The sequence below is a fragment of the Streptomyces sp. 15-116A genome, assembly GCF_025290915.1.
Lineage (GTDB): Bacteria > Actinomycetota > Actinomycetes > Streptomycetales > Streptomycetaceae > Streptomyces.
The window spans coordinates 1-25,300 of record NZ_JAOCQE010000073.1 but is presented as its reverse complement, the minus strand read 5'-3'; the positions used below and the strand labels follow the sequence as shown (position 1 = coordinate 25,300).

At 71.3% G+C, this 25,300-nt stretch carries 19 protein-coding genes, 1 tRNA gene and 1 pseudogene; 17 read left to right on the top strand and 4 right to left on the bottom strand.

Going from position 1 to position 25,300, the window contains the following annotated elements; all coding sequences use genetic code 11:
* The 4 genes and pseudogenes from N4P33_RS14935 to N4P33_RS14920 all read left to right on the top strand — a co-directional run.
* Positions 1 to 203, top strand: a pseudogene (locus N4P33_RS14935) (hypothetical protein); the annotation flags it as partial.
* A 119-nt stretch (positions 204 to 322) separates the two neighbouring features.
* Positions 323 to 532 carry a DUF4244 domain-containing protein gene (locus N4P33_RS14930; RefSeq protein WP_260827066.1) on the top strand — a complete coding sequence of 70 codons (210 nt, stop codon included), beginning with the start codon at positions 323 to 325 and terminating at the stop codon, positions 530 to 532.
* Entirely contained in the window at positions 519 to 884 is a 366-nt protein-coding gene (locus tag N4P33_RS14925) for a TadE family type IV pilus minor pilin (RefSeq protein ID WP_260827064.1), read from the top strand. Before N4P33_RS14930 ends, N4P33_RS14925 begins: the two co-directional genes overlap by 14 nt.
* Complete coding sequence (locus N4P33_RS14920) at positions 881 to 1,348, top strand: Rv3654c family TadE-like protein (RefSeq protein WP_313904516.1); 468 nt, start codon at positions 881 to 883, stop codon at positions 1,346 to 1,348. Before N4P33_RS14925 ends, N4P33_RS14920 begins: the two co-directional genes overlap by 4 nt.
* Before the next feature lie 49 nt (positions 1,349 to 1,397).
* On the opposite strand, the gene N4P33_RS14915 is transcribed toward N4P33_RS14920, so the two are convergent.
* Positions 1,398 to 3,923, bottom strand: a complete 2,526-nt coding sequence (locus tag N4P33_RS14915) for a DEAD/DEAH box helicase (protein ID WP_260827060.1) — start codon at positions 3,921 to 3,923, stop codon at positions 1,398 to 1,400.
* A gap of 79 nt (positions 3,924 to 4,002) precedes the next feature.
* Here N4P33_RS14915 and bldG point away from each other — a divergent pair, with 79 nt between their 5' ends.
* The 11 genes from bldG (at position 4,003) to N4P33_RS14860 (ending at position 21,081) form a co-directional block, all read left to right on the top strand.
* On the top strand, positions 4,003 to 4,344 hold the full coding sequence (bldG, locus tag N4P33_RS14910; RefSeq protein WP_003991900.1) for an anti-sigma factor antagonist BldG: 342 nt from the start codon (positions 4,003 to 4,005) through the stop codon (positions 4,342 to 4,344).
* 110 nt (positions 4,345 to 4,454) lie between these two features.
* Positions 4,455 to 4,892 carry an ATP-binding protein gene (locus N4P33_RS14905; RefSeq protein ID WP_260827048.1) on the top strand — a complete coding sequence of 146 codons (438 nt, stop codon included), beginning with the start codon at positions 4,455 to 4,457 and terminating at the stop codon, positions 4,890 to 4,892.
* Positions 4,893 to 5,190: 298 nt separating this feature from the next.
* Positions 5,191 to 7,596 carry a sodium-translocating pyrophosphatase gene (locus N4P33_RS14900; RefSeq protein ID WP_260827046.1) on the top strand — a complete coding sequence of 802 codons (2,406 nt, stop codon included), beginning with the start codon at positions 5,191 to 5,193 and terminating at the stop codon, positions 7,594 to 7,596.
* 204 nt (positions 7,597 to 7,800) lie between these two features.
* Entirely contained in the window at positions 7,801 to 8,391 is a 591-nt protein-coding gene (locus N4P33_RS14895; protein WP_260827044.1) for a small secreted protein, read from the top strand.
* A gap of 71 nt (positions 8,392 to 8,462) precedes the next feature.
* Complete coding sequence (locus N4P33_RS14890) at positions 8,463 to 9,983, top strand: class I SAM-dependent methyltransferase (protein ID WP_260827042.1); 1,521 nt, start codon at positions 8,463 to 8,465, stop codon at positions 9,981 to 9,983.
* A 746-nt stretch (positions 9,984 to 10,729) separates the two neighbouring features.
* Positions 10,730 to 10,927: a hypothetical protein gene (locus tag N4P33_RS14885; RefSeq protein WP_260827040.1), complete on the top strand. Its 198-nt coding sequence runs from the start codon at positions 10,730 to 10,732 to the stop codon at positions 10,925 to 10,927.
* Positions 10,928 to 11,174: 247 nt separating this feature from the next.
* Positions 11,175 to 14,021, top strand: a complete 2,847-nt coding sequence (gene topA / locus N4P33_RS14880) for a type I DNA topoisomerase (protein WP_260827038.1) — start codon at positions 11,175 to 11,177, stop codon at positions 14,019 to 14,021.
* A gap of 297 nt (positions 14,022 to 14,318) precedes the next feature.
* Positions 14,319 to 17,714 carry a dTMP kinase gene (gene tmk, locus N4P33_RS14875; RefSeq protein ID WP_260827036.1) on the top strand — a complete coding sequence of 1,132 codons (3,396 nt, stop codon included), beginning with the start codon at positions 14,319 to 14,321 and terminating at the stop codon, positions 17,712 to 17,714.
* 252 nt (positions 17,715 to 17,966) lie between these two features.
* Positions 17,967 to 19,172: a DNA polymerase III subunit delta' gene (locus tag N4P33_RS14870; protein WP_260827034.1), complete on the top strand. Its 1,206-nt coding sequence runs from the start codon at positions 17,967 to 17,969 to the stop codon at positions 19,170 to 19,172.
* A gap of 123 nt (positions 19,173 to 19,295) precedes the next feature.
* Positions 19,296 to 20,885 (top strand): alpha/beta hydrolase, encoded by a 1,590-nt coding sequence (locus N4P33_RS14865; protein ID WP_260827032.1) that lies wholly within the window; start codon positions 19,296 to 19,298, stop codon positions 20,883 to 20,885.
* A 119-nt stretch (positions 20,886 to 21,004) separates the two neighbouring features.
* Positions 21,005 to 21,081 (top strand) — tRNA-Thr (locus N4P33_RS14860).
* A gap of 140 nt (positions 21,082 to 21,221) precedes the next feature.
* Here the strand turns inward: N4P33_RS14860 and N4P33_RS14855 are convergent.
* The 3 genes from N4P33_RS14855 to N4P33_RS14845 form a co-directional block, all read right to left on the bottom strand.
* Entirely contained in the window at positions 21,222 to 22,625 is a 1,404-nt protein-coding gene (locus N4P33_RS14855) for a hypothetical protein (RefSeq protein WP_260827031.1), read from the bottom strand.
* Between the two features lie 269 nt (positions 22,626 to 22,894).
* Positions 22,895 to 23,287, bottom strand: a complete 393-nt coding sequence (locus N4P33_RS14850) for a type II toxin-antitoxin system VapC family toxin (RefSeq protein ID WP_260827030.1) — start codon at positions 23,285 to 23,287, stop codon at positions 22,895 to 22,897.
* Positions 23,284 to 23,562 carry a hypothetical protein gene (locus N4P33_RS14845; protein WP_260827028.1) on the bottom strand — a complete coding sequence of 93 codons (279 nt, stop codon included), beginning with the start codon at positions 23,560 to 23,562 and terminating at the stop codon, positions 23,284 to 23,286. Before N4P33_RS14845 ends, N4P33_RS14850 begins: the two co-directional genes overlap by 4 nt.
* A gap of 718 nt (positions 23,563 to 24,280) precedes the next feature.
* Between N4P33_RS14845 and N4P33_RS14840 the strand changes: the two genes are divergently transcribed.
* Positions 24,281 to 24,496, top strand: coding sequence for a hypothetical protein (locus tag N4P33_RS14840; RefSeq protein WP_260827026.1), 216 nt, complete (start codon positions 24,281 to 24,283; stop codon positions 24,494 to 24,496).
* Between the two features lie 219 nt (positions 24,497 to 24,715).
* Positions 24,716 to 25,300: BTAD domain-containing putative transcriptional regulator (locus N4P33_RS14835; RefSeq protein ID WP_260827024.1), on the top strand; the 585-nt coding region annotated here is incomplete at its 3' end.

Below are 25,300 nucleotides of genomic sequence, written 5' to 3'. Positions count from 1 at the left end.
TTCCCCTGGCCACGCCAGCGGCCCGCCTCGCCGCCGAGGCCCGCGCCGAGTGGGCCCGCGCGGCGACGGCCCGGGCACGTCGGGCGGCCGTCATGGTCAGCGCGCCGGTCGGGCTGTGCTTCCTGCCCGCGTTCGTCGCGGTGGGCGTGCTGCCCGTGGTGATCGGGCTGGCGGGCGGGGTGCTGGGAGGGGGTGGTCGATGACGGCGGAGGCATGAGCGATCGGAGCGGTACGGGCGATCGCAGCAGTACGAGCGATCACAGCAGCAATGGCTATCTGAGCAGCGAAGACAGCAACAGGACCTTTCCTTACGGGGGTTGAGATGTATCAGGCGGTACGGGCACGACTGCGTGCCCTGATGGGCAGGGCGCGTGCGAGGCGGAGGGACGCCGGGATGGTGACCTCCGAGTACGCCATGGGCATCGTGGCGGCGGTGGCGTTCGCCGTGGTGCTCTACAAGGTGGTCACCAGCGGACCGGTCAGCACGGCGCTGCGGAACATCGTGCAGCAGGCGCTCGATGGCCGAATGTGAGCGGCGCGCCGACCGGGGGTTCGTGACGGCGGAGTCGGCCCTGGTGCTTCCCGTGCTGGTGCTGTTCGCGACGGCGCTGGTGTGGGGGCTGCTGGTGGTGGCGGCGCAGATCCAGTGCGTGGACGCCGCCCGCGCGGGCGCCCGGGCGGCGGCCCGGCAGGATCCGCCCGACGCGGTCGTCGCGGTCACCCGCGAGGCGGCTCCGCCCGGCGCACGGGTCACGGTGAGCCGGGGCGCGGAACAGGTGCGGGTGGTCGTCGAGGCGAGGCCACGGATGGTGCAGGGACTGCCGTTCGACGTACGGGAGGAGGCCGTGGCGGCGGTGGAGGAGACGGTGGGGGTGGGGCCGTGAGACATGACGAGCGGGGGTGCCCGCACGAAGCCGGTGGGCGTGGTTCAACATGGCGGTCCGACCGAGGGTCGGCGACCGTGTGGAGCGTCGGGGCGATCGCCGTGCTGTGTGTCGTGTTCGGTGTCGTACTCGCCCTGGGTCACGCGGTCGTGGTCCGGCACCGCGCGGCCGGAGGCGCCGACCTGGCCGCGCTCGCGGCGGCGGACCACTGGACCCAGGGCGGCACGGCGGCCTGCGCCCGCGCCGAGCGAGTGGCCAGGGCGCAGGACACACGGCTCGTGCGGTGCACGGTCGAGGGTGAGATCGCCGACGTGTCGGTGTCGGCGGGCCGGGCTCCGTTCACGGCGGAGGTCAGGGCGCGGGCGGGACCCCCGGGGGCGCTGGATCCCGGGGACTCCTCCGCACCCGGGATTCCGGCGGACCCTGACGCCCCGGCCGACCCTGATCCTCCCGGCGGACCCTGATTCTTCGGCCGACCTGCACCTTAATGCGGGCCGACCCTGGTCCCGAGTCTCAGACCGACTCTGATCCCGGGATCCCGGCCCGGCCGCCCGTCTCACCCGGACGCACCCCCTCCGCGGCCTCCTTCTCCGTCGGTGCCCCCTCCAGCAGCACCGTGAGCAGGCGCACCGCGCCCCGTTTGTGGAGCGGATCGTTGCCGTTGCCGCACTTGGGGGACTGGATGCAGGAGGGGCAGCCGGCGTCGCACTCGCAGGAGGCGATGGCCTGGCGGGTGGCGGTGAGCCAGGCGCGGGCGGTGTGGAACGCGCGTTCCGCGAAGCCCGCGCCGCCCGGATGGCCGTCGTAGACGAAGACGGTGGGCAGCAGGGTGTCGGGGTGCAGGGGGATCGAGACACCGCCGATGTCCCAGCGGTCGCAGGTCGCGAACAGCGGCAGCATGCCGATCGAGGCGTGCTCGGCGGCGTGCAGGGCGCCGCCGAGGATCTCCGGGTTGATCCGGGCCCGGTCCAGCTGGTCCTCGGTGACGGTCCACCACACCGCGCGGGTGCGCAGCGTACGAGGAGGGAGGTCGAGTTTCGTCTCGCCCAGCACTTCACCGGTCATGACACGCCGACGCAGGAAGGAGACCACTTGGTTGGTGACCTCGACGGAGCCGAAGCACAGGCGGCCGTCGCCCCACGGGATCTCGGTGTCCGTCTCCAGGACGGAGATCGACGTGGTGTCACGGGCGACCGTCGTGTACGGCGGGTTCGCCTGCTCGACCAGGGCGACGGAGTCCTCCAGGTCCAGGGAGCGGACGAGATAGGTGAGTCCCTGGTGCAGGTGGACGGCGCCCTCGTGGACGGTCGTGTGTGCGGCGCCCGCGTCGACCGTGCCGAGCAGCCGTCCCGTGCCGGCCTCGACGACCTGGACCGGCCGTCCGCCCTCGCCGCGGATGCCGGTGAGGTCGGCGGCGCGCTCGCGGCGGGTCCAGTGCCAGGCCTTCGTCCGGCGGCGGAGCAGCTTCGCGGCCTCCAGCTGCGGCAGCAGCTCCGCGCAGGCGGGGCCGAACAGCTCGAGATCGTCGTCCGTCAGGGGCAGTTCCTCGGCCGCCGCGCACAGGTGCGGGGCGAGCACGTAGGGGTTGTCCGGGTCCAGGACGGTGGACTCGACCGGCCGGTCGAACAGGGCCTCGGGGTGGTGCACGAGGAAGGTGTCCAGCGGGTCGTCGCGGGCGACCAGGACCGCGAGGGCACCCTCACCGGACCGCCCCGCCCGCCCGGCCTGCTGCCACAGGGACGCGCGGGTGCCGGGGTAGCCGGCGATCACCACGGCGTCCAGGCCGGAGATGTCCACGCCGAGTTCCAGGGCGTTCGTCGCGGCGAGGCCGAGGAGTTCGCCGGAGTGCAGGGCGCGTTCCAGGGCGCGGCGCTCCTCTGGGAGATAGCCGCCCCGGTACGCCGCGACACGCCGGGCGAGGGAACGGTCCACCTCGGCCAGGCGCTCCTGGGCGATCACCGAGATCAGCTCGGCGCCGCGCCGGGAGCGTACGAAGGTGACCGAGCGGATGCCCTGCACAGTGAGGTCGGTCAGCAGGTCGGCGGCCTCGGCCGTGGCCGTACGGCGGACGGGGGCGCCCTTCTCGCCGTGCAGCTCGGTGAGCGGCGGTTCCCAGAGGGCGAACACCAGTTCACCGCGTGGTGAGGCGTCGTCGGCCACCTCGACCACCGGCAGCCCGGTGAGACGGCGGGCGGCCACCGCGGGCTCGGCGGCGGTCGCGGAGGCCAGCAGGAACACGGGAGAGGAGCCGTAGCGGGCGCACAGGCGGCGCAGCCGGCGCAGCACCTGGGCGACATGTGAGCCGAACACGCCCCGGTAGGTGTGGCACTCGTCGATGACGACGTACTTCAGCGACTTCAGGAAGGAGGACCAGCGGGGGTGGGAGGGCAGGACACCCCGGTGCAGCATGTCCGGGTTGGTCAGCACGTAGTTGGCGTACTGGCGGATCCACTCGCGTTCCTCGAACGGCGTGTCGCCGTCGTAGACCGCGGCGCGCACCGAATGGCCGAGTGGTTGTGAAAGTTCCTTCACCGACCGGCACTGGTCCGCGGCGAGGGCCTTCGTGGGCGCCAGGTACAGGGCGGTCGCCCCGCGGCCGTTGGGGGCCTCGGCGCCGTCCAGGAGGGTGGAGAGAACGGGTGTCAGGTAGGCCAGGGACTTGCCGGAGGCGGTGCCGGTGGCGACCACGACCGACTCGCCGTCCAGGGCGTGCTCGGCGGCCCGTGCCTGGTGGGCCCAGGGGTGTTCGATGTCCGCCGCCTGCACGGCGGCGATCACCTCGGCACGGATCCGGTCCGGCCAGACGGCATGGCGACCCGCGCGCGGGGGCAAGTGCTCCGTATGAGTGATGCGCGAAGCCCGGCTCGGTCCGGACGCGAGCCGGTCCAGGACCACGCCCGGCGCGGGCCGGGGCGTGGTGCCGGTCGGGGGTCGATCGGATCGGTGATTCTTGGCCATCGGCACCGAGTGTGTCACTGGCGTGACGGACAATGGAGCCAAGGCGTCGTGCACGCCTGCCGGTAAGTGATTGAATGCCATCGCGGCTGGCGAACCGTCCCGGGGGCTGAGCCGAGATGCCCCAAGGGCGACCGCTCGATAGCTAGGTGCTGGAGGATCCGTGGACCTGTCCCTGTCGACCGAGACCATGGGCGATCGCACGATCGTCAGGGTCGGTGGCGAAATCGACGTATATACCGCGCCCAAGCTGCGCGAGCAGCTGGTCGAGCTGGTGAACGACGGCAGTTTCCACCTTGTCGTCGACATGGAGGGTGTCGACTTCCTCGACTCCACCGGGCTCGGCGTGCTGGTCGGCGGCCTGAAGCGGGTGCGTGCCCATGAGGGCTCCCTGCGCCTGGTGTGCAACCAGGAGCGCATTCTCAAGATCTTCCGCATCACCGGCCTCACCAAGGTGTTCCCGATCCACACCTCGGTCGAGGAAGCGGTTGCGGCCACCGACTGACCATCGCGCCCGGACCGACGCGCCCGGGCGGGAGAAGCAATGCACGCGGGGACCGGACGTTTCGGCGGTCCGGTCTCCCCGCAGCACGCCCGAAGTTGCGAGGGGGATGCATGGCCACCGTTGAACTCCGCTTCAGCGCGCTGCCCGAGCATGTCAGGACCGCCCGGCTCGTGGCGGCGGCAGTGGCGCGCAGGGCCGGAGTGGACGAGGCCGTCCTCGACGAGGTCAGGCTCGCCGTAGGCGAGGCGTGCTCACGGGCCGTCGGACTGCACCAGATCGGCGGGATCTCGGCACCCGTGAAGGTGCTGCTGATCGAGGAGGAGAAACAGTTCTCCATCGAGGTCGGCGACGAGGCGCCGCATGCGGTCCCCGGCGATCCGGCGTCCGCGGGCGGCTCCGGCGGCGGTGAGGCGGAGCCCGAGGAGGACGAGATGGGCCTCGCGGTCATCAGCGGCCTCGTCGACGACGTCGAGGTCAGCGCCGGGGAGCACGGCGGGTCGATCCGCATGAGGTGGCCCACCACGCCGCCGCCCACCCTGATCGACTGACCCGGCTTACGGGCACCCGCTTCGGGTTCACCCGAACAGTCATACCTCTCCGAAGGGCCCCACCCGTGGGGCCCTTCGGCATGTGCGGGTGTCAGTGCCCGCGCTTACAGTGGTCTCTGTGCGATTGATCGCGTGAATTCATTCACGATCAATCAATCGATAGTGGTGCGATCAAGTAAATGCCTCCGAGGCATTACCGCGCGGGCCATTTACATTTAACGCGCTCTGTTTTGATCAGGTTCCGGTACCTACAATCCCGTCCACATCTTGAGCTCAGCCCAAGCGTCAAGGAGGACGAATGGCGGGGCTTTCCATCTCACATCAGTCGGGCCACACCACCTCCCTCGCAGCCGCCGTGCTGACCGACGACAACCGCGTACTCGTGGTGGTCATCGGCGTCGTGGCACTGGCGGCACTGGTGGTCGCGGGCGTCCTGGTTCGCCAGGTACTCGCGGCCGGCGAGGGCACCGACAGCATGAAGAAGATCGCCGCGGCGGTCCAGGAGGGCGCGAACGCCTATCTGGCCCGCCAGCTGCGCACCCTCGGCATTTTCGCCGTGATCGTCTTCTTCCTGCTCATGCTGCTGCCCGCGGACGACTGGAATCAGCGTGCCGGACGGTCGGTGTTCTTCTTGATCGGAGCGGCGTTCTCGGCGGCCACGGGCTATATCGGCATGTGGCTCGCCGTCCGCAGCAATGTGCGTGTCGCCGCGGCGGCCCGTGAGGCGACCCCGGCACCGGGCGAGCCGGAAAAGGATCTGACCGCCGTCTCGCACAAGGCGATGAAGATCGCCTTCCGTACGGGCGGCGTCGTCGGCATGTTCACCGTCGGGCTGGGCCTGCTGGGCGCCGCCTGCGTGGTGCTGGTGTACGCGGCGGACGCGCCGAAGGTGCTCGAGGGATTCGGTCTCGGGGCCGCGCTGATCGCGATGTTCATGCGGGTCGGCGGCGGCATCTTCACCAAGGCCGCCGACGTCGGCGCCGACCTGGTCGGCAAGGTCGAGCAGGGCATTCCGGAGGACGATCCGCGCAATGCCGCGACCATCGCCGACAACGTGGGCGACAACGTCGGCGACTGCGCGGGCATGGCGGCCGACCTGTTCGAGTCGTACGCCGTGACACTGGTGGCCGCGCTGATCCTCGGCTCGGCGGCGTTCGGCGACGCCGGGCTGGCCTTCCCGCTGCTCGTGCCCGCGATCGGTGTGCTCACCGCGATGGTCGGCATCTTCGCGGTGGCCCCGCGCCGCGCCGACCGCAGCGGCATGAGCGCGATCAACCGCGGCTTCTTCATCTCCGCGGTGATCTCGCTGGTCCTGGTCGCCGTTGCGGTGTTCATCTATCTGCCGTCGTCGTACGCCGACCTCGACGGCGTCACCGACGCGGCGATCCAGGGCAAGGACGGCGACCCGCGGATCCTCGCGCTGGTCGCGGTGGCCATCGGCATCGTGCTCGCCGCCCTGATTCAGCAACTCACGGGCTACTTCACCGAGACGACCCGGCGCCCCGTCAGGGACATCGGCAAGACCTCGCTCACCGGCCCGGCCACCGTCGTCCTGGCCGGAATCTCCGTCGGCCTGGAATCGGCCGTCTACACCGCCCTGTTGATCGGCCTCGGTGTCTACGGGGCGTTCCTGCTCGGCGGTACGTCGATCATGCTGGCGCTGTTCGCGGTGGCGCTGGCCGGCACCGGGCTGCTCACCACGGTCGGTGTGATCGTCGCGATGGACACCTTCGGGCCGGTCTCCGACAACGCGCAGGGCATCGCCGAGATGTCCGGCGACGTCGAGGGCGCCGGCGCCCAGGTGCTCACCAACCTGGACGCGGTCGGCAACACCACCAAGGCCATCACCAAGGGCATCGCCATCGCCACCGCCGTGCTCGCGGCGTCGGCGCTGTTCGGCTCGTACCGGGACGCCATCACGACCGGCGCCAGAGACGTCGGCGAGAAGCTCAGCGGTGAGGGCGCGCCGATGAGCCTGATGATGGACATCTCGCAGCCCAACAACCTCGTGGGGCTCATCGCGGGCGCGGCGGTCGTCTTCCTCTTCTCCGGGCTGGCGATCAACGCGGTGTCGCGGTCGGCGGGTTCGGTGGTCTTCGAGGTGCGGCGGCAGTTCCGTGAGAAGCCCGGGATCATGGACTACAGCGAGAAACCGGAGTACGGCAAGGTCGTCGACATCTGCACCAAGGACGCCCTGCGGGAGCTCGCCACACCCGGTCTGCTCGCCGTCATGGCGCCCATCTTCATCGGATTCACGCTCGGCGTCGGCGCCCTCGGTGCCTTCCTCGCGGGCGCGATCGGCGCGGGCACGCTGATGGCGGTGTTCCTCGCCAACTCCGGTGGCGCCTGGGACAACGCCAAGAAGCTCGTCGAGGACGGCCATCACGGCGGCAAGGGCAGCGAGGCCCATGCGGCGACCGTCATCGGCGACACCGTCGGCGACCCCTTCAAGGACACGGCGGGGCCCGCGATCAACCCCCTGCTGAAGGTGATGAACCTGGTGGCGCTGCTCATCGCGCCCGCGGTCATCAACTTCTCCTACGGGCCGGACAAGAGCGTGGGGATGAGGGTGCTGATCGCGGTCCTCGCGGTGGTCGTCATCATCGGCGCGGTGTACGCGTCCAAGCGGCGCGGCATCGCCGTGGGTGACGAAGACAACTCCGAACCGGAACCCAAGTCACCGGATGCGGCGGTGGTTTCGTAGGGGACACGTGTGACGGGAGGTCCAGCCCCAGCTCAAGGTGCGGGCGGGCGGCGCGTATTGACGCGTCGCCCGCCCGTGCCGTGCGGGGTGCGCCGCTGCCGTGAGCCTTCTCTCGCTTGGTGCAAATGGTTATAAACGTGTCTTAAGGGATGTCCGACGGGTGGGCGTCGCCCATCTGGCGTGTATGTTCCGGGGCCGAGAGCCATGGAAGGGACCAAACCGGTGAACAAGAAGCTCGCGGCCGCACTGTCCGGCGGTGCGGTACTGGTACTGGCGCTGACGGGATGCGGCGGCGACGACACCAACGAGAAGCTGGACTCCTGGGCCGAGCAGGTCTGTGACGCGGTGCAGCCGCAGGCGAAGAAGATCGAGGCCGCCAACGCTGCGATCCAGAAGGAGACCTCGGACAACAGCACCCCGGAGGAGGTCCAGAAGACCGACTCGAAGGCCTTCCAGGACATGTCCGACGCGTACAAGGCGATCGGCGCCGCCGTGAACAAGGCCGGGGCGCCGGACGTCGAGAACGGCGAGCAGAAGCAGCAGGACGCGGTCAAGGAGCTCAACAGCATCTCCGCGTCGTACGCCTCCCTGAAGAAGCAGGTCGACGGCCTCGACACCGACGACCAGGCGAAGTTCGCCGACGGTCTGAAGGACATCGCCACCGAGCTGGACAAGCTCAGCAAGAGCGGCAGCGACGCCCTGCGCACGCTGGAGGAGGGCGAGGTCGGCGAGGCGATGTCCCGCCAGCCCAGCTGCCAGTCGGCGACGGCTTCGGCGGGGGCCACGAACAGCTGAGGAACGCAGGGCATGTCCCGCGAGCGGGGCGGTGGGGCGCGGGGGCCGGCGCGGGCGGCCACAATGGGGGCGTGAGTGAAGCCGGTCTGCCGCCCCTGCCCTCGTCCGATCGTCCCGAAGTCGCCGCACGGCTGCGGGAGGCGCTGCTCGGTGCCTCCTTCACCGCCGACGGACTGCTCGACCTGCTCGGCGCCCCCGCCTACGCGGCGCTGGCCCGCAGCGAGACCGTGCCCGCGCTCCGGGCGACCCGCGGGGACACACCGCTGGAGGCGCTCGTACGGCTCTTCCTGCTCCAGCAGCCCGTCCCGCACGCGCGCGTGGCGGACGTCCTGCCCGTCGAGGACTGTCTGGACAGCGGTTGGCTCAGGCGCGTCGGCGCGGACGAGCTCGCCGCCACCGTGGACGTACGGCCGTACGGCGGGGCGGACGGCGAGGACTGGTTCATCGTGTCCGACCTCGGCTGCGCGGTCGGCGGCGCCGGTGGCATCGGCAGCCGCGACGAGGGCGTCGTCCTCGGCGTCGGCGGCGCGTCCACGACCCTGGCCGGCATCACCGTCCGTACGCCGGTCTCCTCCGCGCTCGACCTCGGCACCGGCTCCGGCATCCAGGCGCTGCACGCCTCCCGGCACGCCACGCGCGTGACGGCGACCGACGTCAACCCGCGCGCCCTGCACATCACCGCGCTGACCCTCGCCCTGTCCGGCGCCCCGGCCGCCGATCTGCGCGAGGGGTCGCTGTTCAGCCCGGTCCGCGGCGACGAGACGTTCGACCTCGTCGTGTCCAACCCGCCGTTCGTGATCTCGCCGGGCGCCCGCCTCACCTACCGGGACGGCGGGATGAGCGGGGACGATCTGTGCCGCACGATCGTTCAGGAGGCGGGGGACCGTTTGAACGAGGGCGGGTTCGCGCAGTTCCTCGCCAACTGGGAGCACGTGGAGGGGGAGGACTGGCAGGACAGACTCAGGTCGTGGGTGCCGCGCGGGTGCGACGCGTGGATCGTGCAGCGCGAGATGCAGGACATCACGCAGTACGTGGAGCTGTGGCTGCGGGACGCGGGCGACCACCGCGGGGACGTCGCCGAGTACCAGGCGCGGTACGACGCGTGGCTGGACGAGTTCGAGGCGCGCAAGGTGAAGGCGGTCGGCTTCGGCTGGATCACCCTGCGCAAGTCGGGCTCGGTGGTGCCCTCGGTCACCGTGGAGGAGTGGCCGCATCCGGTCGAGCAGCCGCTCGGGGAGACGGTGCGGGCGCATTTCGAACGGCTCGACTATCTGCGGACGCATGACGACGCGGCGCTGCTGGAGGCGAGCTTCCGGCTGGCCGGCGAGGTGGTGCAGGAGCAGGTGGGGCTGCCCGGCGCGGAGGACCCGGAGCACGTCGTGCTGCGCCAGAACCGTGGGATGCGCCGGGCCACCAAGGTCGACACGGTCGGCGCGGGATTCGCCGGCGTGTGCGACGGCACGATGAGCGCGGGCCGCATCCTGGACGCCATCGCCCAGCTCCTCGGCGAGGACCCCGTCGTCCTCCGCGACCGCACACCGGCCCAGATCCGGCTGCTGGTGGAACAGGGGTTCCTGGAGCCGGCTGGCTGAGGCGGGGGCGGCTGGGCTGGCCGGCTGAGGGGGAGTGAGCCGGGGCGGGCTGTGAAGTGCGCGTCGGGGTGGGCTGAGTGGGATGGGTCCTGGTCGGCGTCTATTCGGCTGATGGGAGCGGCCTGGTTCGGTGTCGAGTAAGGGGAGTCGGCCGTGCATCGGCCCTGTGGGACGGGGCAAGACCGGGCCGCGGAGAGCAGGACGGACTTGGGTCGGGTGCCGCGGGCGCTCGTTTCGTCGCCCAGGGCCAGCTGTTCGTCGTACGGCCCAGGGCCCAGCCGTCGCGTGCACCCACCAGGCCATGCGTTGGCCGTGACGACGTCTGGGCCCTGGCCGTAACTCCGTCGTGTGGGCCCGCCGCAATTGCGTCGTCTGCGCCCGCGCCGTAGCTGTCGTCCGTGACAGTGGCGCTAGCGTGGTCCCGCCCCCGCCGTGATCCCGTCGTGCGCCCCCAAGCCGCAGCCGTGGCGTGCGTGCCCACGCCGTAGCCGTCGTCCGCGACAGCGCGCGAGCGTCGTCCGCCCCGCCGCCACCGTCGTACGCGCTCCGCCGCCTGACACATGCCGCCGACAAAAACTTTCGCGTCGTTCTCAGGCCCGCCACCGGCGGTCGGGTGGACAACGTTCCGTCCGTGTCGCCGCGGCGGCGTCTCCGCGTTCACCCGGGGTTCGTCTGATCGCTGCCCGGGCGTGGCAGTGTGCGCTGTGGTCGGCTGTGGGCGGACGCGGGAGAAGGGCTCGGAGATCATGGAGAGTGGACCGGCGATCTTCGCGGGGACGGTGTTCTGCCTGTTCGGAGCCGGATTGCTGGCCTGGACCGCGACCCGGGCGCGGCAGCGGCGCCCCGTCGCCCACGGTGTGAGTCCCGTCGCATCGGTCGCCGTCGCCGGCCTCGCCGCGGTGATCTCCCTGGCCCTCGGCACGTGGTGTCTCACCCGCCTGTAAGAGGCGTACGACCGGCGCCGCGGCAGGTAACCGAAATGTTGCGCTCCGCATTTCGGTGTGCAGGCTCCGGACACTCCGGGCGGCAGGAACGGCGGTAGTCGGGTTACCGTTCGAGTGGCCGTTGCGGGCTTTTCCCGTTTGACACGGGGGCGGGATGTACCGTCACACTCCGCAGCGTCACCTTGTCCAAGCCCCGGGAGGACCGCCCTGGGGAGGCCCCAGCGTCGATCCGGAGAGAAGAGCGAAGTTGTCCCCGACCAGCGAGACCGCGAAGGGCGGCCGCCGACTCGTCATCGTCGAGTCGCCTGCCAAGGCGAAGACGATCAAGGGCTATCTCGGCCCTGGCTACACCGTCGAGGCGAGCGTCGGACACATTCGCGACCTTCCCAACGGCGCCGCCGAGGTGCCCGAGAAGTACACCGGCGAGGTCCGCCGCCTCGGTGTGGACGTCGAACACGACTTCCAGCCGATCTATGTGGTCAACGCGGACAAGCGCGCCCAGGTCAAGAAGCTCAAGGACCTGCTGAAGGAGTCCGACGAGCTCTTCCTCGCCACCGATGAGGACCGCGAGGGCGAGGCCATCGCCTGGCACCTGCAGGAAGTCCTCAAGCCGAAGATCCCGGTCAAGCGCATGGTGTTCCACGAGATCACCAAGGACGCGATCCGCGAGGCCGTGGCCAACCCGCGTCAGCTCAACCAGAAGCTGGTCGACGCCCAGGAGACCCGCCGCATCCTCGACCGTCTCTACGGTTACGAGGTCTCGCCGGTCCTGTGGAAGAAGGTCATGCCCCGGCTGTCCGCCGGCCGCGTCCAGTCCGTCGCGACGAGGCTCGTGGTGGAGCGGGAACGCGAGCGCATCGCGTTTCGTTCTGCTGAGTACTGGGACCTCACCGGCACCTTCGCGACCGGCCGCGCGGGTGACGCGTCAGATCCCTCGTCGCTGGTCGCCCGCCTGCAGTCCGTCGACGGCAGGCGGGTCGCGCAGGGCCGCGACTTCGACTCCCTGGGACAACTGAAGAGCGCGAACACCCTCCACCTCGACGAGGCGAACGCCCGCGCGCTCGCCGCCGCCCTGGAGAACACGCGGTTCGCCGTGCGTTCCGTCGAGTCCAAGCCGTACCGCCGCTCGCCGTACGCCCCGTTCCGTACGACGACGCTGCAGCAGGAGGCGAGCCGCAAGCTCGGCTTCGGCGCGAAGGCCACCATGCAGATCGCGCAGAAGCTGTACGAGAACGGCTACATCACCTATATGCGTACGGACTCGACGACCCTGAGCGAGACGGCGATCGCCGCCGCCCGCGCCCAGGTCACGCAGCTGTACGGCGCCGACTACCTGCCGCCGCAGCCGCGCACCTACGCGGGCAAGGTGAAGAACGCCCAGGAGGCGCACGAGGCGATCCGCCCCTCGGGCGACCGTTTCCGTACGCCCGCGGAGACCGGGCTGACCGGCGACCAGTTCAAGCTGTACGAGCTCATCTGGAAGCGGACCGTCGCCTCCCAGATGAAGGACGCGAGCGGCAACAGCGTCACGGTGAAGATCGGCGGCACCGCGTCCGACGGCCGTGACGTCGAGTTCACCGCGTCCGGCAAGACGATCACCTTCCACGGCTTCCTGAAGGCCTACGTCGAGGGTGCCGACGACCCGAACGCCGAGCTCGACGACCGCGAGCGCCGGCTGCCGCAGGTCGCCGAGGGCGACGCCCTGACCGCCGAGGAGATCACGGTCGACGGGCACGCCACCAAGCCCCCGGCCCGCTACACCGAGGCCTCGCTGGTCAAGGAGCTCGAGGAGCGCGAGATCGGCCGCCCGTCGACGTACGCGTCGATCATCGGCACGATCCTGGACCGCGGCTATGTGTTCAAGAAGGGCACGGCCCTGGTGCCGTCCTTCCTGTCCTTCGCCGTGGTCAACCTGCTGGAGAAGCACTTCGGCCGGCTCGTCGACTACGACTTCACCGCCAAGATGGAGGACGACCTCGACCGCATCGCCCGCGGTGAGGCGCAGGCCGTGCCGTGGCTGAAGCGGTTCTACTTCGGCGAGGGCACCCACAACGGCGGCGCCGCCGAGGCCGGCAACGGCGACGGGGACCACCTGGGCGGCCTCAAGGAGCTCGTCACCGACCTGGGCGCCATCGACGCCCGCGAGGTGTCGACGTTCCCGGTGGGCAACGACATCGTGCTGCGGGTCGGGCGCTACGGGCCGTACATCGAGCGCGGCGAGAAGGACACCGAGCAGCACCAGCGCGCCGACATCCCGGCCGACCTGGCGCCCGACGAGCTGACGGTCGAGCTGGCCGAGGAGCTGCTGGCCAAGCCGAGCGGCGACTTCGAGCTGGGCACCGACCCGGCGACCGGGCACACGATCGTCGCCAAGGACGGCCGCTACGGCCCGTACGTCACGGAGATCCTCCCCGAGGGCACCCCGAAGACGGGCAAGAACGCGGTCAAGCCGCGCACGGCGTCGCTGTTCAAGTCGATGGCCCTGGACACGGTGACGCTCGAGGACGCCCTGAAGCTGATGTCGCTGCCGCGCGTGGTCGGCACCGACGCCGACGGGCAGGAGATCACCGCGCAGAACGGCCGCTACGGCCCGTACCTGAAGAAGGGCACGGACTCGCGGTCGCTGCAGTCCGAGGACCAGATCTTCACGATCACGCTGGAGGAGGCTCAGGCGATCTACGCCCAGCCCAAGCAGCGTGGCCGGGCGGCCGCCAAGCCGCCGCTGAAGGAGCTGGGCGAGGACCCGGTCAGCGGCAAGCCGGTCGTGGTGAAGGACGGCCGCTTCGGCCCGTACGTCACCGATGGGGAGACCAACGCCACGCTGCGCTCCGGCGACAGTGTGGAGACGATCACCCCGGAGCGCGGTTTCGAGCTGCTCGCGGAGAAGCGCGCCAAGGGGCCCGCCAAGAAGACCGCGAAGAAGGCGACCACCAAGAAGACGGCCGCCAAGAAGGCTCCGGCGAAGAAGGCGACGGCCGCCAAGAAGACAGCCGCGAAGAAGACGACGACCGCGAAGAAGACGGCGAGCGCTTCGGCCACGGCGAAGAAGACGGCCGCGAAGAAGGCGACCGCTTCGAACGGCGCGGAGGACTGACGGCGCGGCCGGCCGACGGCGCGCGGGACTGACGGCGCGGAGGACCACCGGCGCGCGGGACTGACGGCGCGGAGGACCACCGGCGCGCGGATCGGCGGCGTCGGGTGCGAGCTGTGCCGAGGGCGCGACGGGCGTGGGCTGAGGGTCTCTCAGAACACGTATGGTGCGTCCGTCTCGCGGTGCGGCTCTTCGCCGTGGGTTCGGAATGCGAACGCCCCGGCAACACTTCGGTGTCGGGGCGTGCCCATGTCAGGATGGGCGCCCCGGGCTGTCGGTGCGGGCCGATAGGCTGAAAGCATGACGCGAGCCGAGCAGCCAACGGCCCCTCAACCGGCCCCCGACGACGCCCTGGTCGCGGACTCCCGCGAGCGCGCCGTCCGCGCGCTACTGCGCCGGCCGCAGCTGAAGCGGCTGTGGAGTGCGCAGCTCGTGGGCGGTGTCGGCGACACCCTCGCCCTCCTCGTACTGGTCCTCCTCATGGTCCAGGCGGCGGTCGCCGAGGGTTCCTTCGGCGGTGGCTACCGAGGCGTGGCGTTCGCAGTGGCGACCGTTTTCGCCGTGCGGATCCTCGCCACTCTGCTCTTCGGCGCCGTCCTCCTCGGCCCGCTCACCTCGCTCACCTCGCAGGACGGCCCGCTGGACCGCCGCTGGACCATGATCGGCGCGGACGGGGTGAGGGCCGCGCTGCTGATCGTCGCGCCCCTGTGGATCGACTGGACACCCGAGGACGCGCCCGCCGTCCTGCTGGTCACCGCGTTCGTGACATCGGTGGCCGAGCGGTTCTGGACGGTCTGCCGCGAGAGCGCGGCGCCCGCGCTGCTGCCCGCCCCGCCCCCGGAGGGCGCGTCGATCCGGCCACTGCCGGACCACATGGACGCGCTGCGCCGCCTGTCCCTGCGTACGGGCTTCGTGGCGGTGCCGCTCGCGGCGCTCGCGCTGGTCGTGGCGGCGTTGTTCAACAATCTGCTGGGCACCGGGATCGAGTGGTTCGGCGAGCATCAGGCGGCCCTCGCCTCGTACGTCGCCGCCGGACTGTTCGCCGCGTCGCTGTCCGTCGTCACCTTCCTGGAGCTGCCCGACACGCGCACCCCGCGCGCGCGGTCGCCGCTGGAGGGGCTGCGCCGCCCCAAGAGCACCACCGGCTCCGACAAGGGCCGTACCGGTGCCATACCGCTGCTGGTGTTCGCGTCCGCGTCCGTCGCCGCCGCCGTCTCGGCCTCCGTCGCGGTGTCGGTGCTGCACGCCAAGGACCTGGGCGGCGGCCCCGTGCTCTACGGCCTGATGGTGGGCGCGCTGACCGGCGGCGTCGTCATCGGCATCCGTACGGCGCCGTCCCTGCTGCCCGCGCTGTCGCGGCGCCGGCTGCTCGCGCTGGCCCTCGCCTTCACCGGCGTCGCGCTGCTGGCCTCCGGTCTGGTGCCGGACGTCACCAGCGTGCTGCTGATCATGGCGCTGGCCGGTGCCGGCGCGGGAGTGGCGGCCAACGCCGGGCACACCCTGCTCGACCAGGAGACCGAGGACCAGCGGAGGGTGCGGACGACGGAGCATCTGCACGCGGTCGTGCGGGTCTTCGTGGCGCTCGGCGCGGTGATCGCCCCGCTGGTGGCCTCGGGCATCGGACCGCACCGGCTGGAGAACGGCCGGTTCGTGTTCGCGCACGGCGGAGCCGCGTTCACGCTGATGCTGGTGGGAGCCCTGCTGCTGCCGGTGGCCGCGCTGGTGCTGGCCAAGGTCGACGACCGCTCCGGGGTGCCGCTGCGCCACGACCTGCGCGACGCGCTGCGCGGCGGCGACGACCCGGAGCAGCGGCCCGCTGCCTCCGGCTTCTTCATCGCCCTGGAGGGTGGCGACGGCGCCGGCAAGTCCACGCAGGCCGAGGCGCTCGCCGAGTGGATCCGGGCCAAGGGCCACGAAGTCGTCCTCACCCGGGAACCGGGCGCGACACCGGTCGGCAAGCGGCTGCGGTCCATCCTGCTGGACGTGTCGAGCGCCGGGCTCTCGCACCGCGCGGAGGCGCTGCTCTACGCCGCCGACCGGGCCGAGCACATCGACACCGTCGTACGACCCGCCCTGGAGCGAGGTGCGGTCGTCATCTCCGACCGGTACATCGACTCCTCGGTCGCCTACCAGGGCGCCGGACGCGACCTGTCACCGACCGAGATCGCCCGGATCAACCGCTGGGCGACCGACGGACTGGTCCCGAACCTCACCGTGCTGCTCGACGTGGCGCCGGAGACCGCGCGTGAGCGGTTCACCGAGGCGCCGGACCGGCTGGAGTCGGAGCCGGCCGAGTTCCACGCGCGCGTGCGGGCCGGTTTCCTGACCCTCGCCGCCGCCGACCCCGGCCGGTACCTGGTGGTCGACGCGGGCCAGGAGCCGGAGGCGGTGACCACCGTCATCCGGCACCGCCTCGACCAGGTGCTGCCGCTGTCCGAGGCCGAGATCGCCGCGCGCGAGGAGGCCCGGCGCAAGGCCGAGGAAGAGGCCCGGCGGCGTGCCGAGGAGGAGGCCGCCCGCAAGGCCGAGGAGGAGCGCCTGGAGCGCGAGCGCCAGGAGCAGCTGGCGCGGCTGCGTGCCGAGGAGGAGGAGCGCAAGCGGCGCGAGCTGGAGGAGGCGCAGCGGCGCGAGGCCGAACGGCAGGCGGAGGAGGCCCGCAGGCGCGCCGAGGAGGCGCGTCGGCGTGCCGAGGAGGAGCGTCAGCGGCTCCTCGCCGAGGAGCAGGCGCGGGCGGAGGAAGAGGCCCGTCGCCGTGCTGAGGAGGAACGCCGGCGCAAGCAGGCCGAGGAAGAGGCCCGGCTGCGCGCCGAGGCGGAGGCACAGCGCCTGGAGAAGCAGCGCAAGGCGGAGGAGGCGCTGCTGCGCGCCGAGGAGGCCCGGCGCCTCGCGGAAGCGGCGGCGGCCGCGGCGCAGGCGGGGCCGAAGGGTCCGACGGGGGCGGCGGAAGGGGTCGCGTCGGCTGGCTCTCCCTCTGCTTCGCAGGGGGCGCCGACTCAGGACGCGGTCTCGGTGCCCCCGGTGTCCCCTGAGGGGATGTCGCGGGACGTGCCGGGTGGCGGTACGGCGGACGAGACGACGGTGCTTCGGCGGGTGCCGGAGGCTGGGGACGACGGGGGCGCCGGCGGCTCTCGCCGGGGTGGCGGGCGCGGCGACGCGACGCAGCCCGCGCGTCGGCCCGGTGTCTCCGAGTCCGAGGTGACGGCGGAACTGCCGAAGCCGCCGGTCCCTCCGGGGGCGACTGACGAGACGGCGGTACTGCCGCCGGTCGGCTCGGGTGCCGGTGCCGGTGCCGGTGACGAGACGGAGGTCTTGCCTCCCGTTCGTCCCGCTGCTGGGGACGAGACCGAGGTGCTGCCTCCCGTTCGACCGGCCACCGATGATGTGGCGCCGGGCGCGGCCGACGAGACAGCCGTACTGCCTCCGGTGCGTGGGGAGGGTGAGGGACCGGGCGCGGACCGGGTCCCACCGGGCTACTTCCGCGACGAGCCCCCGGCCGACCCGGCCGACGGCACGGAGGGCAGCACACGCGAGCTCCCCCAGGTCGACGCCGAGCCGGCCCCTCGCACACGCCGTCGGCGCTCGGACTGGGCCGAGGAAACGCCCTTGGACGACCTGCCGACCCTGGCGGACGAACTGCTGGGCCCGCACGAGGACGACCAGGACGACGAACGGGGCCGCGGCGGGCGCCGGCGCTGACGGACGACCGACGACGGCCACCGCTCACCCACGCACACCGGCGCACACCGGCGCACGCCGGCCGCTAGCGCGGCCGCGCCGGTCCGGCGCCCCGCCGTGAGCCTCGCGCTCCCGCCGAGGCGTCCTACGGCGCGGCACCACGGGCGACGCGCGCATACTGCCTGATCGCGTCGGCGACTCGGCCCGGACTGTCAGTGGGCACCCCCACAATGGATTCCGCAGACCGGATGTGAGCGAAGGGTGGCGTGAGCCATGACCGTGTGGGACGACCTCGTCGGGCAGGAGCGGGTGAGTGAGCAGCTCGCCGCCGCCGCTCGGGACGCCGACGTGCTCGTCACCGCCGCGGCGGCCGACGCCCCTCCGCCCGAGGCGTCGAAGATGACGCACGCCTGGCTGTTCACCGGCCCGCCCGGCGCGGGACGCAACCAGGCGGCGCGGGCCTTCGCCGCCGCGCTGCAGTGCGTCAGCCCCGACCGGGCGCTCGGCGGAGCCCCCGGCTGCGGCTTCTGCGAAGGCTGCCACACCGCCCTGATCGGCACGCACGCCGACGTCACCTCCGTCGCCGCCGTCGGCGCGGAGATCCTCGTGAAGGACATGCGCGACACGGTCCGCAAGTCGTTCACCGCCCCGGCGAACGGCCGCTGGCAGATCATCCTCGTCGAGGACGCCGAGCGGCTGAACGAGAAGTCCGCCAACGCCGTCCTCAAAGCCGTCGAGGAGCCCGCCCCCCGCACGGTGTGGCTGCTGTGCGCCCCGTCCATCGAGGACGTCCTGCCGACGATCCGCTCCCGCTGCCGCCACCTCAACCTGAGCACCCCGTCCGTGGACGCCGTCGCCGACATGCTCGTACGCCGGGAGGGGATCGAGCCCGACGTCGCCGCCGCCGTGGCCCGCGCCACCCAGGGGCACGTCGACCGGGCCCGCCGCCTGGCCACCGACCCCGCCGCCCGCGAACGCCGCGCCTCCGTGCTGAAGCTGCCGCTGCGGGTCGAGGACATCGGCGGCGCGCTCAGAGCGGCGCAGGAGCTCGTCGACGCCGCCGCCGAGGACGCCAAGCAGCTCGCCGAGGAGATGGACACCAAGGAGACCGACGAGCTGAAGGCCGCGCTCGGCGCAGCCCAGGGCGGCCGGCTGCCGCGCGGCATCGCGGGCGTGGTCAAGGAACTGGAGGACATGCAGAAGCGCCGCAGAACGCGCACCCAGCGTGACAGCCTCGACGTCGCCCTGACCGACCTGACCAGCTTCTACCGCGACGTCCTCGCCCTCCAGCTCGGTTCCCGCCTCGCCATCGCCAACACGGAGGTGCAGGACGCCCTGGAGCGGCTGGCCCGCGGCAGCTCCCCGGAGTCCACGCTCCGCCGCATCGAGGCGATCGCCGCCTGCCGCGACGCCCTCGACCGCAATGTGGCCCCGCTCCTCGCGGTGGAGGCGATGACGATGGCCCTGAGAGCCGGCTGACACCGGCGGACACCGGCTGAGGCAGCCTGGAAAGGCCCGGCGCCCGCACCCGCTCCGTAACTCGTACGAGGCACAAGCCGCACGCACGGCACTCAAGCCATTGCACAGAGTTACGCTCGCAGGATGTACACAAGGCGCACCCTCCGCAGGACCCGAACCGCAGCCACGCTGCTCGCCGTCGCCGCGCTGCTGGCGGCCGGCTGCTCCTCCGGGAGCACGACGAGCACCGCGAGTTCCGCCGGCCCGGCCGCGGAGGTGCCGGCGCTGAAACCGCTGCCCCGCTCCACACCGGCGGCGCTCACGTCGTACTACGAGCAGAAGCCGAGGTGGCGCGACTGCGGCGTCCCCGGTTTCCAGTGCGCCACGCTGAAGGCCCCGCTGGACTACGCCGACCCCTCCGCCGGTGACGTACGCCTCGCCGTGTCCCGCAAGAAGGCCACCGGCCCGGGGAAGCGGCTGGGCTCGCTGCTGGTCAACCCCGGCGGGCCGGGCGGTTCCGCGGTCGGCTACCTCCAGTCGTACGCCGGCATCGGCTATCCGGCCGAGGTGCGCGCCCGCTACGACATGATGGCCGTCGACCCGAGGGGCGTGGCCCGCAGCGAGCCCGTCGAGTGCCTGGACGGACCCGGGATGGACGCGTACACGCGGACCGACCTCACCCCGGACGACGAGCGGGAGGCGGACACACTGGTGGAGGCGTTCGGCAGGTTCGCCGAGGGCTGCGGGGCGGACGCGCCGAGGCTGCTGCGCCATGTGTCCACGGTGGAGGCGGCGCGGGACATGGACATCGTGCGCGCTGCGCTGGGGGACCGGAAGCTGAACTTCGTAGGCGCCTCGTACGGCACCTTCCTCGGCGCGACGTACGCGGGACTCTTCCCGGACCGGGCGGGTCGGCTGGTGCTGGACGGGGCGCTGGACCCGTCGCTGCCCGCGCGACGGCTGAACATGGAGCAGACGGCGGGCTTCGACACGGCGTTCACCGCCTTCGCGAAGGACTGCGTGCGGCAGAGCGACTGCCCGCTCGGCGGCGCGGGCACGGCGCCCGAGACGGTCGGCAAGAACCTGAAGTCGTTCTTCGACGAACTGGACGCCCGCCCCATCCCCGCCGGCGACGCCGACGGCCGCAGGCTGACCGAGTCCCTGGCCACGACCGGTGTGATCGCGGCGATGTACGACGAGGGCGCCTGGCAGCAGCTGCGCGAGGCGCTCACCTCGGCGATGAAGGAGAACGACGGCGCGGGACTCCTGCTGCTCTCCGACAGCTACTACGAGCGCGAGGCCGACGGCACGTACACCAACCTGATGTTCGCCAACGCGGCCGTGAACTGCCTGGACCTGCCGCCCGCCTTCGCGTCCCCGGACGAGGTGCGCGAGGCGCTCCCCGACTTCGAGAAGGCGTCCCCCGTCTTCGGCGAGGGCCTGGCGTGGGCCGCGCTGAACTGCGCGTACTGGCCGGTGGCGGCCACGGGCGAGGCCCAGCGCATCGAGGCGAAGGGCGCGGCGCCGATCGTGGTCGTCGGCACCACGCGCGACCCGGCGACCCCGTACCGCTGGGCCCAGGCCCTCTCCGGCCAGCTCTCCTCGGCCCGCCTCCTCACCTACGAGGGCGACGGCCACACCGCGTACGGCCGGGGCAGCCGGTGCATCGACGCGACGATCAACGCCTACCTGCTCCGCGGCACCCCGCCCACGGACGGAAAGCGCTGCTCATAACACCTGCGACAGCCCTCGGGGGCGGGCCCCGGCCCCCGCCCCCGGGGCAGGTACGAAGCACCCTCCGAAACTGTGTAGACTTACCGACGTCGCTGATCGCACCATGGTGCGCACGGCACGCCGCCTTAGCTCAGATGGCCAGAGCAACGCACTCGTAATGCGTAGGTCTCGGGTTCGAATCCCGAAGGCGGCTCCATTCAAGACCAGGTCAGACCCGCTCTGACCTGGTCTCTTGTGCTGTCCTCCTGATGGTTGGTCCTGCCGGAACTTCCGACTTCTTCCGCTCTCGTGGCCCCCGCTTAGCCAGAGGTGGCACAGGCGCCACGAGAGCGTTGGTCAGCGTCGGAAACCGCGCTTGGGGTCCCGGGCGGGCGGGTAACCGAACGACTCGAACCACGCTGCCGCGCGCAGGTCGCCCATGCCCAGGTGCTGGTTCACGTCGCCGTCCGGGTCCTCGATGCCGTCGAGGCGTGCGTCGAACAGCATGAGTACGTCATGGTCCTGGAAGAACAGATCGGAGCAGGCGTTCCAGTCGTAGTCGTCGCGGTGCTCGGGCAAGTGAGTGTGTGCGGTATCGCTCGTGTCAATGTCGTCCAGGTAGCTGGGCGCATCCTCGATCGCCAAGTGCAGAGCCATCTCCTCGGCCGTGCACGAGGGTTGGGGCCACCGGCCGTGCTCCAGGTCATCGGATAGGTCGTCGAAGGCTCGCGCCATTCTTCGGCGCCAGCTCCGGTCGGCGGACCAAGTGAGAGAGGGCAGGCGGGTGAACAACTCCCAGTTGCCTGGGCGTTGCTTGGTCACGGGCTGGTCGCGCAGCTCGTCGGCATCGTCGTAGGCCTGGTCGGCCAGGATGCTCAGTGATGTCAGGAGCAGATCGGCGGTGCGAGGGGTCAACTGCCAGCTGCAGTCCTCGCACTCCTCGTCTTCGCACGAACACTCCTTGACGGGGAACAGCGCGACCAGGTCGGGCTGCTGCTCCTCTTCGATCGGTGTGTTGGAGGCTGGCCGATGCAGTCGCCAGCCGTGGTGGAAATGGGCTGTCACCGGGACGGGGCTCCAGTCGGTGAGCTCATCGCCGTCTTCGACGCACAGCAGCCTTGCCTCGCTCTGGTCCTCCAGGGTGTCCGCCCCGGTTATCCAGCCACCACTCTCGGTGAGCGTCATCACGGCGCCGATCAGGTCACGCGGATCGTCCTCGTCCAACTCGGATGCAGGCAACGGCTCCCAGCCCTCATCCATGGCCGCCCGTATGAGTGCATCCTCGTCAGTGATGTGGAACTCGCGTAGATGGGCGATGCGTACGACCTTTCCCCGCAGGTCCTTCAGACGTGCCCCCTCAGGCGTTTCTGACTCGGGCGAGGTGGCGGTCTCGTCGCCAGGCGTCTCCTCGGCCTCCCCAAGATCTTCGTCAGGCGGGTAGAACGTTGTGCCCGCGGGGGCGGGCCAGGTTCCTGAGGCCGCGTGGGCCGTCGCCGTTCGCAGAGAACTGGCGGGGGCGTCGGGCAGTGCCGAGGCCAGGGCATGCAGGTCCTCCTCGACGGCGGCGGTGTCGCGGGAGGCCAGCGCGCGGCGCAGTAGCTGGACCGCTTGGTATGCGTGGTTCTTGTCCTTGCAGGTCAACACTCCGGTGAGGGATCGAGAGCCGTGGTAGGGACCGATCAAGGCCATCACGCGGCTCTTGCTGGTGCTGTGCTCGCACAGGAAGTCGAAGAGGGGCGTGAGTTCGGGCTCAGTGGCCATGCGGGAGACTCCGGGGACGCGTTGGGTGCGCAACCTTGCGGGAGCGCATGCGAAGAAGGAGATCACCGCTGGTGAGCGCGGTACTGGCGCGCTCCCGGACGGGGAAGAGTGTGAGCCGCGGCTGGTGCCCCCGGTGCTGCCGGCGGTCCGGACCGTACGGAAAGACAGCGTACTTCAGTGCACCGACAGCGGGCGCCGAGATGAGAGGAGAGAACTGCGTCGATCAGCAGGGAGTTGAAGCTCGCGACTGGCCCGGGAATCGCACTGCGTCAGATCTTGATCACGCGGACGCCGGGGCCGCACAGCATCAAGAGGTCCTCGGGGTCCGAGGTCAGGACGGTCACGGGAGAGGGGGAGGCCATCGCGGTAGCGGCCACGATCGCGTCGATGGCGTACTTGTGGCCGTGGAGTCCGGCTGCGGCGAGGAGTTTGCTGGCGTGGCGGGCGATGGCTTCGGTGGGCGGGATGATGTTGACGCGGGAGACGGCGTAGTCGAAGCGGGCCTGGTTGGTCTTGGGGTCGCGGGCTTCGACGAGGGTGACGGAGCTGGTGATGACGCGGACGTCTTCGGCTTCGGCGGCAGCTAGCCATTCGGTGAGTTCGGGGGCGCGTCGTACGAGTTTGGACAGGCCCTCGCAGTCGAGGACGAGGGTACCGCTCACGCGGCATCCGCCGAGCCGGCTGCGTCACCGCGCAGGACGGCCCGCTTGGCCTCGACCGCGGCCTGGTCGACGGGGCCGTGTTCGGCTTCGGCGTCCTCGATCAGTTCGCGCAGCCGGTCGCGCTCCAGCTGTCGCTGGATGAGGGCTTCGACGTAGGCGGACATGCCCCGCTTACCGGTACGCGCCTTGAGGGCCGCGATGGTGCCTTCGTGGAGGGAGACGGAGACCGGGCGAACGGGACCTTCGCCGGGAGCAGGGTCTGGGATGGTGGCCATGGAGCCAGATTAACAAAACTCTTGTTATTGGGGAGTGATTCTGCGAGGTGCGGCTTGGCCGAAGGCAGGTGGCGGATTGGCTCGCGGGGTACAGATCCTGGGTGATGTATCCGTGCACGGTCCTGCTGCTGGCAACGCCTACCGGATCGTCACCGCCGATCTCCTCGAACTACTCCACATCGACGTACGGGAGCCCGCGGGTGTCGACGAGCCGGCGGCTGTCACGCCCGAGACGGAAGGAAGCCGCCCTTCGTCGACCTGCTGGTGTTGCTGTGGGTGCCGCTGTGCTCGTCGGCGTCAGGCGTGTGGGTGGGATGACCACGGATGATGGCGATCGGTCTCGTATGTGGGATCTCGACAAGCCGTGTGACCATGGCGTCGCCACCGAGCTTGTAGGCCGGTTCGTCGCCCCTGCCACTGGATCTCATGCGATCGCGTGGCACGGTCCGTCACGATTTCTACCGCCCTCGTAATGCGTAGGTCTCGGGTTCGAATCCCGAAGGCGGCTCTCCGAAAAGGCCCAGCTCCGTGCCCTTGAGCTGGGTCTTTTTCGTATAGCGGATGCGTCGGTGAGAGCCGCCGCCCGCCCGCTTGCGTGAGGCCGTGGGCGACGATCTGCGGGCCGAGGACTCTTCTCACGTCCCCCAGCCGGCTCGGAGGCGCGGCCGGGGCACGCCTCCGTCATGCGTCCCTGGTGCTCGCGGCGCACTCTGGTGTCATGGTCGATGATCAGCCCGTCGTGATCTACCCGCCCGCCTCCGACGGTGGGCGGCGGGTGCGTGTGGGGGCACGGTTTATCGGGATGGCTTACGGGGTGCTCGATGTCGTCGAGTTCCTGCGGCTCGCGGGGCTCGAGGAGGTCGACGACGACTGGGTGCGGCAGTCGGAGCTGGTCGAGTGGCGAGGCGGCGGGCCCGGGCACTGGGTGCCCTGAGCGGGGGACGAGGGGCCCGGTCGTTCACCTCTGCCGACCGGGGGTCCCCCGCGATCGGACCGGGCCGCGGCGGCGGCACTCCCCCGAGTTGCGCGTGATCACGCGCGCGCCCCCGGGCCGGGTCCGATGTTGTGATCACATCAGATCTTGCCAACGGATCGCTAACATGTGGCCAAAGGTTCTCCGTTGAGTGTCCGGTGCGGGACGCGTGTACGGCCGATGCGTCCGGAGCCGGTCCGGGGGCGGTGGGCGGGAAGGCAGTGGTGCGGCGTGATACGGCGCGAGCTGCGGTTCGGTCTGCTGGGGACGCCCGTTCTGTACGCCGACGCCGCTGACGGTTCCGGCGCGGGGACGGCCGTACGGGACATCGGGAGTCCCAAGGTGCGCACGCTGCTCGCCGCGCTGCTGCTCGGCGCCGGGCGCGTCGTGTCGCTGGAGGCGCTCAAGGACGCGATGTGGGGCGGGGCGCCGCCTCCCTCCGCGCAGCCGTCGCTGCACAACCACGTGGCCCGGCTGCGCCGGCTGCTCGACGATCCCGACCGGCTGGTCACCGTGCCGAGCGGCTATCTGCTGCGCGTCGGCGAGGGCGAGCTGGACGTCCATGTCTTCGACGCCCACGTCGGCGCGGCCCGCGCCGCGCACACCGCGGGCGACTGGGGGCGCGTGGCGCGCGAGTGCACGGCCGCGCTCGCCCTGTGGCGGGGTGAGCCGCTGGCCGGACTGCCGCCCGAGGTGGGCGGCTACGCCTTCGCACGGCGCCTGCGGGAGGCGCGGCTACTGCTCCTGGAGTGGCGGTACGACGCC